This window comes from Pseudoxanthomonas yeongjuensis (assembly GCF_010093345.1).
GTDB lineage: Bacteria > Pseudomonadota > Gammaproteobacteria > Xanthomonadales > Xanthomonadaceae > Pseudoxanthomonas_A > Pseudoxanthomonas_A yeongjuensis.
The window spans coordinates 399,017-412,504 of record NZ_PDWT01000002.1 but is presented as its reverse complement, the minus strand read 5'-3'; the positions used below and the strand labels follow the sequence as shown (position 1 = coordinate 412,504).

Sequence of the window (13,488 nt, the reverse complement as noted above, 5' to 3'; positions counted from 1 at the left end):
GAGAATCAGGCCATCCCAACCGGACTGCCGCCATGCCCCCCATTGGACGCCGCACCGTCTTGAAGCTCGTCGCCGGCAGCGTGGCCGGCACCGCTGCCCTCGCCACCCTGCCATGGGCACTGTCTGCGACCCGACGCGGAAGCAAGGAGGCCATGGCGGTGGTCCAGGATTCGGCCCTCACGATCACCTTCGACTCTCGCCTGCATACCGCGATCGCCTCCAAAGGCAAGGTCCTTGCCTCCTACCAACCCAGCGAAAGCCTGCTCCTGGCCGACAGCGAGCTCGGGGACTTCGCCTTCTCCGGGCAGCAGGAACTGGCGGTCGATGACGCGCGCCACGGCGCCGGGCACCAGCTCATCGTCACCGGTCGCTCGGATCGCGGCATCGAGAAGCAGGTCGCGGTGACCTTCTTCGACGCCCTGCCCGGCCTGGCCGTGCTGCAGACGCGCTACCGCAATGACGGGAGCGCCGCGCTGGAGGTCACCGGCTGGCGCAACGTCGCCCACGAATTGGCCGACGCGCCGGGCGGGTTCTGGAGTTTCTCCGGCGCCACCCACACCGACCGCCGCGACTGGGTGCAGCCGCTGACCGCGGATTTCGACCAGCGCAACACCTTGTCCATGGATTCCTCCGACTACGGCGGCGGCACGCCGATGGCCAACCTGTGGCGTCGCGATGTCGGCCTGGCCGTGGGCCATGTCGAACCGGTGGCGCGCCTGCTGGACCTGCCGGTGCGCAAGACCGGCGGCGGCGCCAGCATCGCGGTCGAATCGGCGCAAGCCTCCGTGCTGGCGCCGGGCCAGACCCTGGTCACCGAGCGCACCGTGCTCGCCGTGCACAGCGGCGACCATTTCGCCCCGCTGCAGCAATACCGGCAGTTCATGCAGGCCGAAGGCATCGAGGGACCGCAGGCGCCCGAATCGGCCTTCGCGCCGATCTGGTGCGCCTGGGGTTACGAACGCGACTTCACCGTCGAGCAGGTCCTCGCCACCCTGCCCAAGGTCCGCGAACTGGGCTTCGAATGGGCGGTGCTGGACGATGGCTGGCAGACCAACGAGGGCGACTGGCGCCTCGACAAGCGCAAGTTCCCGCGCGGCGACGCCGACATGCGCGACTTCGTGCAAAAGATCCGTGCGCAAGGCATGCGTCCGCGTTTGTGGCTGGCGCCGCTGGCGGCCGACCCGGGTAGCGACGTGCTGCACGAGCACGTGGACATGTTGCTGTTGGACCAGTACGGCGCCTTCCAGACCGTGACCTGGTGGAATGCGCTGACCCAGTGCCCGGCATACCAGCCGACCATCGATTTCTACGTGGCGCTGGTGAAGAAGATCATCGGCGACTGGGGCTTCGAAGGCCTCAAGCTCGACGGCCAGCATCTGAATGCAGTGGCGCCCTGCTACAACCCGGCGCACAAGCACGCGCATCCGACCGATTCGGTCGAGGGCCTGGCCACGTTCTGGAATGCGATCCACAAGGCGGCGCACGAAGCCAACCCGGAAGCGGTGGTCGAACTATGCCCCTGCGGCACCGCATTCGCCTTCCACAACCTGCCGGCCACCGACCAGTACCCGGCGTCCGATCCGCTGTCGTCATGGCAGGTGCGCAGCAAGGGCAAGTCGATCAAGGCGCTGATGGGCGCGCGCAGCAGCTATGCGGGCGATCATGTCGAACTGTCCGACGGCGGCGACGATTTCGCCTCCAGCGTCGGCATCGGCGCGGTGATCTCGTCGAAGTTCACCTGGCCGCGCGATACCGAGCATCCGGTCGACAAGCTTCCACCCGGCGGTTTCGTGCTGAACCCGGAGAAGGAAGCGCTGTGGCGCAAGTGGGTGGGGCTGTACAAGCGGCACATGCTGCCCAAGGGCGAGTACCTGGGCGCGCTGTACGACATCGGTTTCGACAAACCCGAGGCGCATGCCATCCGCAAGGAGGGCGCGATGTACTACAGCTTCTACGCCGCCGACTGGAACGGTCCCGTGCAACTGCGCGGACTGGGCGGAGGCCGCTATCGCGTGCGCGACCTGTTCAACGAAGTCGACCTGGGCGAAGTGGACGCAGACAGCAACTCGCTCAAGTTGGCGTTCAAGCGGTTCGTGCTGCTGCAGGCGACACCGCTGGAGGCGGGCGCGTGAGCGCTTCCCCGATCGGCAACGCGATCGCACCGCGTCGGCGCCCGTGGCTGGCCTTCGCACTGGCCACCGTCGCCTTGTGGGGCGTGTGGGGCGCGCTGGCCGGATTGTCGGCCGAGCATGGCTTCCCCGACACGCTGGTCTACTGCGTCTGGGCGCTGACCATGATTCCGCCCGCGTTGTACATCCTGTGGCGCAATGGCTGGAAACTGGAGCGTTCGCCGCGCGCGGTGGCTTACGGAATGACCATCGGCCTGCTCGGCGCGGGCGGGCAGATGCTGCTGTTCCACACGCTGACGATAGGACCGGCGTACTTCGTGTTCCCGATCATCTCGCTGTCGCCGGTGGTGACCATCGCGCTCTCGTTCCTGTTGCTGCGCGAGCGCACCGGATGGATCGGCACGCTGGGCATCGTGCTGGCGCTGGTGGCATTGCCGCTGCTGGACCTGTCGTTCGGACGCGGCGCGACCGAAGGACTCGGCTGGTTCCTGCAGTCGCTGCTGATCATGCTGGCGTGGGGCGTGCAGGCCTATTTCATGCGCCTGGCCAACCACACGGTGAGCGCCGAAAGCATCTTCTTCTACATGGCCGTGGGCGCGTTGCTGCTGGCGCCGGTGGCGTGGGCGATGACCGACTTCACCCAGCCGATCAACCTGGGAATCGACGGCCCGTGGATGACGGCCGCGATCCAGTTGCTCAACGCCATCGGCGCGCTGACCCTGGTCTACGCCTTCCGCCATGGCAAGGCGATAGTAGTAGCGCCGCTGACCAACGCCGGCGCACCGCTGGTGACCGCGGTGCTGTCGCTGATCTTCGCCAGCGTCGTGCCGGGCCCGCTGAAGATCGTCGGCCTGGTCCTGGCCCTGATCGCCTCGTTGCTGCTGGTGCTGGAGCCCGAGCGCGTGGAGCCGGAGCGCGATCCGGCCACACCTCTTTCCTGATCGGACCTTCCCCCATGCAAGTGCTGCTCGACCTCATCGCCCGCCATAAACAACAAGGACACGCCAATGGCGTGACTTCGTTGTGCTCGGCGCATCCCATCGTCATCGAAGCGAGCCTGCGCCACGCCCAGCGCACCGGCCAGGACCTGGTGCTGTTCGAAGCGACCTGCAACCAGGTCAACCAGGACGGCGGCTATACCGGCATGACTCCCGCCGACTTCGTGCGCTTCGTGCACGGTATCGCCGACCGCGTCGGTTTCGATCGCACGCGCATCGCCTTGGGCGGCGATCACCTGGGTCCCAATCCCTGGACCGGACTCGACGCCGCCACCGCGATGGACAAGGCCGAAACGATGGTGGCCGCGTATGTCGCCGCCGGCTTCCGCAAGATCCACCTGGATTGCTCGATGGCCTGCAGCGGCGATCCGGAACCTTTGCCCGAAGCTGAAATCGTGCGCCGCGCGGTACGCCTGTGCCAGGCCGCCGAAACCGCTTATGCGCAGGCCGGCGGCGAAGCACCGGTCTATGTCATCGGCACCGAGGTGCCGGTGCCGGGCGGGGCGACTGAATCGATAGAAGGTTTGGCCGTCACTACGCCACAAGCGGCGCTGGCCACCATCGATGCGCATCGCAAGGCATTCGCCGCGGCCGGACTGGAGGCGGCATGGCAGCGTGTGATCGCTTCGGTAGTGCAACCGGGCGTGGAGTTCGACCATCACAGCGTGATCGACTATGACCCAGACGCCGCGCGCAGCCTTAGCCAGGCCATCGAGGCAGTACCCGGCATGGTCTTCGAAGCGCATTCCACCGATTACCAGACCCGCGACGCGCTGCGCGCGCTGGTGCGCGATCATTTCGCCATCCTCAAGGTCGGCCCCGGCCTGACCTTCGCCCTGCGCGAGGCGCTGTGGGCGCTGGATGCGATCGAACGCGAATGGATCGATGCGCCGCAGCGCGCGCGTTTGCGCGAAGTGGCGATCGGACGCATGCGCGAACATCCCGGCCACTGGCGCAAGTACTACCACAGCGAAGGCGAAGCGCTGTCCGTCGACCTGCAGTACAGCCTCAGCGACCGCATCCGCTACTACTGGCCCGACCCGGCCATCGAACAGGCGCGCCAACGGTTGTTCGACAACCTGCAGGCCGACCCGCCGCCGATCCCGCTGATCAGCCAATACCTTCCCCACGCACTGCACGCGCTGCGCAACGGGACCGCGACCCACGAGCCGCTGTCCCTGGCCATGGCCCACATCAGTGCCGTCCTCGATGACTACTACCATGCATGCCATGACCAACAAGACCGTTGAACACCTGGGTATCCCGGAGCCGGACCTGCTCGCCTCCGGGGCGATCTGGACCGCGCGCGAGATAGAGCAGCAGCCGCGCATGCTGGAACAGACCCATGCCCTGCTCTCGGGCTTGCGCGAACAGGTCGAAGCCTTCGTCGCGCCCGTCGCGGGGGACGCCAACGCCCGCATCATCCTCACCGGCGCGGGCAGCTCGTCCTACATCGGCCAATGCCTTGCGCCGCTGCTGGACCGAAACCTGGCTGCGCGCGTCGATTCGGTGCCGACCACCGACCTGGTCAGCGCGCCATATCTCTACCTGGATCCCGCCCAGCCGCTGTTGCTGGTGTCGTTCGGCCGCTCGGGCAACAGCCCGGAAAGCCTGGCGGCGGTGGCGCTGGCCGAATCGCTGGTGAAGGACGTGCGCCACCTGGTGGTGACCTGCAATGCCGAAGGCGCGCTCAACACGGTCCCCGCGCGGCGGATGATGGCCCTGCTGCTGCCGGAGGAAACCCACGACACCAGTTTCGCCATGACTTCCAGCTTCAGCTGCATGTTGTACGCAACGCTGCTGGCGCTCGGCGATACGCAGGCCATGGACGCCAGGATCGGACCGATCGCGCATGCGACGGCGCGCGTGATCGACGGAGCGCGCCTTTCGCTGCAGGAACTCGCGCTGCATGGCTTCGATCGCGTCGTCTACCTGGGAAGCGGCCTGTTCCAGGGCCTGGCCCGCGAAGCGGCGTTGAAGCTCGGCGAGCTGACCAACGGCTCGGTCGCGACCTGCTTCGACTCGCCGCTGGGATTCCGCCATGGCCCCAAGACCTTCATCACCGACCGGACCCTGGTGATGGTCTTCGTCTCCAACGATCCACTGACGCGCCGCTACGACCACGACCTGATCGACGAGTTGCGGCAGGATGGCTGCGCGGCACGGATCATCGAGGTCGCCGCACAGCAACGTCAGCAGCAGGATCCCGACACGCTGCTGGTGCCGGGCATGGCCGAAGCGGCCGACATCGACCTGTTGTGGCCTTATGTCGCCATCGCGCAGATCTACGCATTCAACGCCTCGCGCGCGCTGGGACTGTCGCCCGACAACCCCAACAAGCAGGGCACGGTGAATCGTGTCGTGCAGGGCGTCAGGATCCATTCGGCCGCGCCATGACCGCATCCGATTGCTTCCTTGGCGTGGACGGCGGCGGAACCAAGACGCGCTTCGCGCTGATCGATGCGGAAGGCCGCGTTCTTGCCCAGGCACAACACGGAACCACCTATCACCCGCAGGTGGGATTCGAGGCCGTACGTGAAATCCTGACCGCGGGCGTGCGCCAGGTATTGCAGGAAGCCGGCTTGCCCGGTGCCACGATCCGTTATGCGTTCTTCGGTCTTCCCGCATACGGCGAGGATCGCCATGCCACGTCGCTGTTGCAGGCCATTCCGCACGCCGTTCTTGGCCATGACCGCTATGCCTGCGACAACGACATGGTTTGCGGATGGGCGGGATCGCTGGCCTGCTCGGATGGCATCAACATCATCGCGGGCACGGGATCCATGGGCTACGGCCAGCGCCAGGGAGCCGCGGCACGTGCGGGTGGATGGGGCGAGGCGTTCTCGGATGAAGGATCCGCGTACTGGATCGCCGCGCAGGGCCTGAACGCCTACTCGCGCATGAGCGACGGACGACTGCCCAGGGGTACGCTGCATGCGGTGTTCAACGCAGAGCTCGCGCTGGAGCAGGACCTGGATATCTGCGCACGGGTCTATGGAGAGCAGGCCTACAGCCGCGGCGATTTCGCAAAGCTTTCGTTGCTGGTCGCCAAAGCGGCCCGGCTCGGAGACGCCGTTGCCGGGCGCATCTACTCGCAAGCGGGAAACGAGCTCGCCCTGATCGCCGATGCGCTGCGCCGATCACTGGGATTCACCGACGGGGAGATCGTTCCGCTCTCCTATTCGGGCGGGGCATTCAGCGCCGGCGACCTGCTGTTGATCCCCTTCAAGGAATCGCTGCGCAGCGCATCGCCGGACTTCGAACTGCGCGCGCCGCTGCACGAACCCCATTACGGCGCGGCGATGTACGCCGCCAAGCTGTTCCGAAGGTCCGGGAAGAGCCGATAGTCGTGAGCCGGAGCCGGCCACAGAAAGCACATCGACAGCGATCACGACGCCAGGGGGATCGCCTGCTGCACTTCCTGCGTGCGCGGGTCGCCGCTGCGGCCGACCACGGCGAAGCCATAGCCGTTGCGGTACCAGTATTTCAGGGTCAGGCCATCATCGCCGCGGGTGCCGCTGAGTCCACCGGCGAAGCGCGAACTGGGGCGCACGTAGAAGGTGAGGCGCTGGCCGTGCGGATCCTGGTACATCAACATCGCCGCCGGGCCATCGGCCGTCGACAACATGCGTCCACCGAGCAAGGCGAAGCCGTAGGCTTGCAGGTCGGGCAGCGCCAGCGGACGCCCCAGCCGCGAAGACATCCACGATTGCAGGCGCACCGATTCATCGGCATCCATCTCGACCGGATGCAGGCGATCGGTGGCGAAGATTCGATAAGCCTCGACGGCGTCCTTCATCGGTGGATTGGCGGCGGCCACGCGCCACGTGCTGGCCTGCCATCCACCGATGCCGCCGACACCCAACGCCAGCAGCAACGATGCGCACAACGCCAGGCGACGCCGCACGCGCTGGCGACGCGCATGGCGGACGGCGACCGGATCGAGCCGTGGTGCCGGCGCTTCCGCCAGGGTGCCGGCAAGCGCGGCGCGCAGTTGTCCGGCATCGCGCTGCCATTGCGCCACGCGCGCGGCCACCTCCGGTTGCGTCGCCAGCCAGGTTTCGATTTCGCGACGGCGTTGCGGCGCCAGCTGGTCGTCGACATAGGCGTGCAGTTCGTCATCACCGGGCAGGCCAGAATTCATTTCACGCTCCTCAATGCCGTCACCGGGACATCGCCGCCGATCAGTTTCCGATACGCGATGCGCGCGCGCGACAACCGCGACATCACCGTGCCGATCGGGAGATCGAGCGCTTGCGCGGTGTCCTGGTAACTCAATCCTTCGACCACCACCAGCAGCAGCACCGCGCGTTGGTCGGCGCCGAGCCTGGCGAATGCCTCCAGCGAGGTGCGCGCCACGAACGTGTCCTCGGCCGATGGCGCAGCCTCGCGTTCGTCGGTGAACGTGGTCAACAAGCGGCGCAAGCGGCCGGCGCTGCGCCGGCTGTCGATGAACTGCCGATGCAGGATCGCGAACAGCCATGCCTTCAGGCTGGCGTCCGCGCGCCGCGTCGACCAGCGCGACAGCGCGCGCTCCAGACAGGCCTGCACCAGGTCGTCGGCGTCGCTGGGATCGCGCGCGAGCCACAACGCAAAGCGCCGCAGCGAGGGCAGTAAAGCCCGCAGCTCGTCGTCATCGATCGCGCCCATGGTCAGTGGTGTCCTCATCAAAGAGAGGGGCTGGTCGGCCCGGATGCAGTGTGACGCGTGGCCGTCGCATTTATTCCCCCGCCTCTCTGCTTGCGTTCATTTCCGCGCATCCAGGGCCATCGCAACAGGCGTCGGCAGCTAGGGAATAAACCAGGGCCTGCGGGCGTCACAGCTGCATCCAGTCCCCACGGCCGCGGCCGGCACAGGAGTCATGATGCATCCCTTACCCCCTTCCGGACCCTCGTTGCGGGATCGATTCGGGCGCTACCGCCAGCCAGCGGGTTTCGCCTTGATCGGCGTGATCATCGCTGGCGTCGTCGTCGCCTTCGCCGCCACCGCCGGCTGGTTGACGCCTTCGCGCCTTTCCGGCGCCGACGTGGTCGACGCCCTGGAACAGCACAACGGCGCGCACCCCGGCTTCCGCCGTGCGCACCAGAAAGGGGTGTGCGTGGTCGGCCACTTCGACAGCAATGGCCAGGGGCAGGCCTTGTCGAAGGCGGGCGTGTTCGTGCCCGGCCGGACGCCGGTCTTCGGCCGTTTCGCGCTGGCCGTGGGCACGCCGTACTCGCCCGATGGCGTACCCGCCCCGCGCAGCCTGGCATTGAACTTAACCCAGGCCGATGGCGACGTGTGGCGCATGGCGATGAACCACGTGCCGCTGTTCCCGGTGGGCACGGTGCGGGACTTCGTGGCCCTGCAACAGGCGACGGCGCCGATACCGGACACCGGCAAGCCCGATCCGGCCAGGCTCGCCGCCTTCATGGCGGCGCATCCGGAAGCGCGCGCGTTCGGTGCGTTGATGAAGAGCACGCCGACGCCTTCCAGTTTCGCCAATGGCAGCTACTACAGCATCAATGCCTTCCGCTTCGTCGATGCCGGGGGAAGGTCGCAAGTAGTGCGCTGGTCGCTGGCGCCGGAGGCCGCGTTCGCCGCGCTCGACCGGAGCCGCTTCGGCGCATTGAACGCGCAGGATCCGGACTTCCTGTTCAACGATCTGCTCACGCGCCTGCAAGCGGGCCCACAACGCTGGCACCTGCTGATCACCCTGGCCGAGCCCGGCGACCGCAGCGACAACGCCACCGTGCAATGGCCGGCCACGCGCACGCAGGTCGATGTCGGCACGCTGGTGATCGACCGGGCGGCGCTGGAGGAAAACGGCCCCTGTCGTGACGTCACCTTCGATCCCCTGGTTCTGCCCGCCGGCATCGCGGCCTCGGACGATCCGCTGCTGAGCGCGCGTTCGGCGGCCTATGCCGTCTCCCTGCGACGCCGCTCCGGCGAGCCGCCGCAACCCAGTGCGCTGGCCCGCGATGGTGCCGTCCCTACGCCAATGGAGCCACGTCGATGAGCGCACCAGTCGCCCGGTTCAACCCTTATGCGCGCCTGCTGCATTGGCTGATGGCAGTGATGATCATCGCCATGCTGTTCATCGGTGTCGGCATGGTGTCGACGACCACGCAGGCCTATGCGCAGCTGGTCGCGATCCACAAGCCACTGGGCGCGGCGATCCTGGTCCTGGTGCTGATCCGGCTGGGCGTGCGGTTCACCCACAAGCCACCGCCGCTGCCGAGCGACCTGCCGGCCTGGCAGCGGCACGCCGCCATGCTGTCGCACTGGTTGTTGTACGCATTGATGCTGCTGATGCCGCTGATCGGCTGGGCGATGCTGTCGGCGGGCGGCTATCCGGTCGCCCTGCTCGACGGGCTGCTGCTGCCGGCACTGGTTCCACTCGATCCGCAGCTGTTCGCGTTCCTGCGTGGCGCGCACCGCTACCTTGCGTTGCTGCTGTTCGCCACGTTCCTGCTGCACCTGGCGGCGGCGCTGTTCCATGCATTGATCCGTCGCGACAACGTGCTGCCAAGCATGCTGCCGTGGTCGTCGCGTGGAGCATCCATCGATTCCCAGCGGGATGCCGGCATGCCGCCGGAATAAACCGGCCGAATCCAGATGTGTTGCATTTCCGTGTGTCATGCAGAAGCATGACTACAGGATTGACGGGGCCGGAAACGGGACCTCTGGCTGACCTAGTCTCTTCACTTCGCATACCGGCGACAGCAAGCTCAAGAGCGGCCCTCCCTCCTCAGCCGCTTGACGCGGCTTCGAGCTCCCCTTCGCTATGCGAAAGGGAGGGGGCGCAGCATGTTTATTCCACCGTGACGCTCTTGGCCAGGTTGCGCGGCTTGTCCACGTCGGTACCGCGTGCCAGTGCCGTGTGATAGGCCAGCAATTGCACGGGAATGGTGTGGACGATGGGGCTGAGCACGCCGGCGTGGCGCGGGGTGCGGATCACGTGCACGCCTTCGGATTCGCTGAAGTTGCTGTCCTGGTCGGCGAACACGAACAGCTCGCCGCCGCGCGCGCGCACTTCCTGCATGTTCGACTTCACCTTCTCCAGCAGCTTGTCGTTGGGGGCGATCACCACCACCGGCATTTCCGCATCGACCAGCGCCAGCGGGCCGTGCTTGAGTTCGCCGGCCGGATAGGCCTCGGCGTGGATGTAGGAAATCTCCTTGAGCTTCAACGCGCCTTCCAGGGCGATCGGATAGTGCAGGCCGCGACCGAGGAACAGCGCGTTTTCCTTCTGCGCGAAACGCTCGGCCCAGACCGCGATCTGCGGCTCCAGATTGAGCGCATGCTGCACGCTGCCGGGCAGGAAGCGCAGTTGCTCGAGGTAATCGGCTTCGTCGGCGGCACTGACCTTGCCGTGCAGCTTGCCCAGCACCACGCACAGCTGGAACAGCGCGGCGAGCTGGGTGGTGAAGGCCTTGGTCGAGGCCACGCCGATCTCGGCGCCGGCGCGGGTGTAGCAGACCAGTTCGCTGGCGCGCGGGATCGCGCTCTCGGGCACGTTGCAGATCGACAGCGTGTGCAGGTGGCCCAGCGACTTGGCGTATTTCAGCGCCTCCATGGTGTCCAGGGTTTCGCCGGACTGGGAAATGGTGACGATCAGGTGTTTCGGATTGGCATGGGCGGCGCGGTAGCGGTATTCGCTGGCGATCTCCACCGAACACGGCAGGCCGGAAATCGCCTCGATCCAGTAGCGCGCGGTCATGCCGGCGTAATAGCTGGTGCCGCAGGCCAGGATCTGAACGCCTTCGACGTCGCGCAGCACGGCTTCGGCGTCCTTGCCGAACAGCTCCGGCGAAAAGCCGCCGTCGATCACCGCCTCGATGGTGTCGGCGATGGCGCGCGGCTGCTCGTGGATTTCCTTCTGCATGAAGTGCCGGTACGGACCCAGCTCCAGCGAGGCCAGCGACACGTCGGAGACATGCACTTCGCGTTGGATTTCATTGTTGTCGCCATCGAACACGCGCACGCCTTCGCGGCTGACTTCGGCGGTGTCGCCTTCCTCCAGGAAGATCACCCGGCGCGTGGCCTGGATGATCGCCGAGACGTCGGAGGCGATGAAGTTCTCGCCTTCGCCCAGGCCGACCAGCAACGGACAGCCCATGCGCGCGCAGATCATGCGCTCGGGTTCCTTGCGGCTGACCACGGCCAGCGCATAGGCGCCGTGGAGTTCCTTGACCGTGCGTTGGACCGCCGCAAGCAGATCGTCGCCCTGGCTCAGGTAATGATGGATCAGATGGGCGATGACTTCGGTATCGGTCTGCGATTCGAACGCGTAGCCCAGCGCCTGCAGGCGCGCGCGCTGCTCCTCGTGGTTCTCGATGATGCCGTTGTGGACCAGGGCCACGCCGTGGCTGATGTGCGGGTGCGCATTGGCCTCGGTCACGCCGCCATGGGTGGCCCAGCGGGTGTGGCCGATGCCCAGGTGCGCGTGGAAGCCTTCGGCCAGCGCCGCCCCTTCCATTTCCACGACCCGGCCGGTGCGGCGCACGCGGTTGACCTCGTTGCCGTCGACCACGGCGATGCCGGCCGAATCGTAACCGCGGTATTCCAGCCGCTTCAGTCCTTCGATGAGTACCGGAACCACATCGCGATCCGCGATCGCACCAACAATGCCGCACATGTAGGAATGCTCCAGAAAGCCGGGTGTCCAGTGTAAACGCCGAAACCGTGCCGGACCGTCCGCGCGGACGCCGCGAGTGTCCGCGCGGACACTTTTACAAGCATCGATTCCCTTTCCATTCAGTAGCTTGCAGTTGGCACGCCGATTGCTATGAACCTGGTGTCCAACCCCAGGTTGGATTTCCGCATCCAATCCCCGCACAGCCAACGGACACCCGACCGCCCCATGGAAACCCGCGACCGCTTCCGTATCCGCGACACCTCCGCCCAGGACCAGGTGATCGCACCTGCCCCCGCGAGCGCGGCGCGACGACGCATTCCGAAGCCGTGGCTGATCGGCGGCATCGCCGGTGCTGCGGTACTGGCACTGACCGCATGGGTGGTGATGGGCTGGCTGGGCGGCGGCAGGTCGTTCGACGCTTCGCGGCTGCGCATCGCCGAGGTCACCCGCGGCGACCTCGTCCGCGATCTCTCCGCCGACGGCCGGGTGATCGCGGCCAACAGCCCGACCCTGTACGCCATCGCCGGCGGCACGGTCGCGCTCAAGGTGGTGGCCGGCGACGTGGTCAAGAAAGGTCAGGCGCTGGCCGAGATCGACAGCCCCGAGCTGCGCAGCAAGCTGGCCCAGGAAGGTTCCACCCTGGCCAGCATGGAAGCCGAGGCCAGCCGCGCGATCCTGGACGCGCAGATCGCGCGCGCAGCCGCCGGCAAGACCGTGGACCAGGCGCAGATCGAGCGCACCGCGGCGCAGCGCGACCTGGAGCGCTACCAGCGCGCCTACGAAGGCGGTGCGGTCTCGCAGAACGAATACGCCAAGGCCCAGGACGAACTGAAGAAGGCCGACATCGGCCTGGCCGCGGCGCAGAAGGATGCCGGCCTGCAGGGCCAGGGTGCCGGCCTGGATTCGCGCAACAAGCGCCTGCTCGCCGATCGCCAGCGCGCGGTGGTGGTCGAACTGCAACGCCAGGTCGATGCGCTGACCCTGCGCGCGCCCTTCGACGGCCAGATCGGCCAGGTACAGATCCCGCAAGGCACCAATGTCGCCACCAACGCGCCGATCCTGAGCGTGGTCGACCTGAGCGTGTTCGAAGTGGAGATCAAGGTCCCGGAAAGTTTCGCCCGCGACCTGGCCATCGGCATCCCGGCGCAGATCAGCAGCAACAACGCGCAGTACCCCGCGCAGGTCTCGGCGGTGTCGCCGGAAGTGGTCAACGGCGAGGTCAACGCGCGCCTGCGCTTCGCCGAAGGCAAGCAGCCGCCCGGCCTGCGCCAGAACCAGCGCCTGTCCGCGCGCATCGTCCTGGACACGCGGCGCAACGTGCTGATGGTCGAGCGCGGCGCGTTCCTGGAACAGGACGGCGGCCGCTTCGCCTATGTCGTCGATGGCAGCCGCGCGCAGCGCCGCCCGATCCAGACCGGCGCCAGCAGCCTGGGCGCGGTGGAAATAATTTCCGGCCTGCAGCCCGGCGAAAAGATCGTGGTCTCCGGCAGCGACCAGTTCGGCGATGCGGAAAACGTGCGGATCAATCGATGAATCCTTTCGCTGCCATCCTTTTCGTCGTCATCCCAGCGAACGCTGGGACCCATTTCGACGTTGTCTTCGACCCTCCCCGGAAGCAACCGCAAAAGCAAGATGGATCCCAGCGAACGCTGGGATGACGAGCAAGAACCCGACGTCGCATTGCAACGAACCACCAGCTGCAAACCACTAACCACGAATTCCCCACCAGTACCCGACCCAA

Annotated in this window: 11 protein-coding genes; 8 read left to right on the top strand and 3 right to left on the bottom strand. The window is 66.8% G+C overall.

Annotated elements, in window-relative coordinates; translation table 11 throughout:
- The first annotated feature begins 32 nt into the window (after window positions 1-32).
- The 5 genes from CSC74_RS09015 to CSC74_RS08995 are packed head-to-tail and all read left to right on the top strand — an operon-like array spanning window position 33 to window position 6,474.
- The gene (locus CSC74_RS09015; RefSeq protein ID WP_162314105.1) at window positions 33-2,132 is read left to right on the top strand and encodes a glycoside hydrolase family 36 protein; all 2,100 of its coding nucleotides are present in this window, start codon (window positions 33-35) and stop codon (window positions 2,130-2,132) included.
- Entirely contained in the window at window positions 2,129-3,070 is a 942-nt protein-coding gene (locus CSC74_RS09010; RefSeq protein ID WP_162314104.1) for a DMT family transporter, read from the top strand. Before CSC74_RS09015 ends, CSC74_RS09010 begins: the two co-directional genes overlap by 4 nt.
- 14 nt (window positions 3,071-3,084) lie before the next feature.
- Complete coding sequence (locus CSC74_RS09005) at window positions 3,085-4,377, top strand: D-tagatose-bisphosphate aldolase, class II, non-catalytic subunit (protein ID WP_162314103.1); 1,293 nt, start codon at window positions 3,085-3,087, stop codon at window positions 4,375-4,377.
- Complete coding sequence (locus CSC74_RS09000) at window positions 4,358-5,524, top strand: SIS domain-containing protein (protein WP_246193083.1); 1,167 nt, start codon at window positions 4,358-4,360, stop codon at window positions 5,522-5,524. Before CSC74_RS09005 ends, CSC74_RS09000 begins: the two co-directional genes overlap by 20 nt.
- The gene (locus CSC74_RS08995) at window positions 5,521-6,474 is read left to right on the top strand and encodes an N-acetylglucosamine kinase (protein WP_162314102.1); all 954 of its coding nucleotides are present in this window, start codon (window positions 5,521-5,523) and stop codon (window positions 6,472-6,474) included. The genes CSC74_RS09000 and CSC74_RS08995 overlap by 4 nt, the downstream gene beginning before the upstream one ends.
- Window positions 6,475-6,515: 41 nt before the next feature.
- On the opposite strand, the gene CSC74_RS08990 is transcribed toward CSC74_RS08995, so the two are convergent.
- Window positions 6,516-7,271 (bottom strand): anti-sigma factor family protein, encoded by a 756-nt coding sequence (locus CSC74_RS08990; protein ID WP_162314101.1) that lies wholly within the window; start codon window positions 7,269-7,271, stop codon window positions 6,516-6,518.
- Window positions 7,268-7,777, bottom strand: coding sequence for a sigma-70 family RNA polymerase sigma factor (locus CSC74_RS08985; RefSeq protein ID WP_162314100.1), 510 nt, complete (start codon window positions 7,775-7,777; stop codon window positions 7,268-7,270). Before CSC74_RS08985 ends, CSC74_RS08990 begins: the two co-directional genes overlap by 4 nt.
- 244 nt (window positions 7,778-8,021) lie before the next feature.
- On the opposite strand from CSC74_RS08985, the gene CSC74_RS08980 reads away from it, so the two are divergent.
- Both CSC74_RS08980 and CSC74_RS08975 read left to right on the top strand, forming a co-directional pair.
- A complete protein-coding gene (locus CSC74_RS08980; protein WP_246193081.1) occupies window positions 8,022-9,125 on the top strand; it encodes a catalase family peroxidase in 1,104 nt (367 codons plus the stop codon).
- A complete protein-coding gene (locus tag CSC74_RS08975) occupies window positions 9,122-9,709 on the top strand; it encodes a cytochrome b (protein ID WP_162314098.1) in 588 nt (195 codons plus the stop codon). The genes CSC74_RS08980 and CSC74_RS08975 overlap by 4 nt, the downstream gene beginning before the upstream one ends.
- A 211-nt stretch (window positions 9,710-9,920) precedes the next feature.
- Here CSC74_RS08975 and glmS read toward each other — a convergent pair whose 3' ends face one another.
- The gene (glmS, locus tag CSC74_RS08970; protein ID WP_162314097.1) at window positions 9,921-11,747 is read right to left on the bottom strand and encodes a glutamine--fructose-6-phosphate transaminase (isomerizing); all 1,827 of its coding nucleotides are present in this window, start codon (window positions 11,745-11,747) and stop codon (window positions 9,921-9,923) included.
- Between the two features lie 225 nt (window positions 11,748-11,972).
- Here glmS and CSC74_RS08965 point away from each other — a divergent pair, with 225 nt between their 5' ends.
- Window positions 11,973-13,280, top strand: a complete 1,308-nt coding sequence (locus CSC74_RS08965; protein WP_162314096.1) for an efflux RND transporter periplasmic adaptor subunit — start codon at window positions 11,973-11,975, stop codon at window positions 13,278-13,280.
- The last annotated feature ends 208 nt before the right edge of the window (window positions 13,281-13,488 follow it).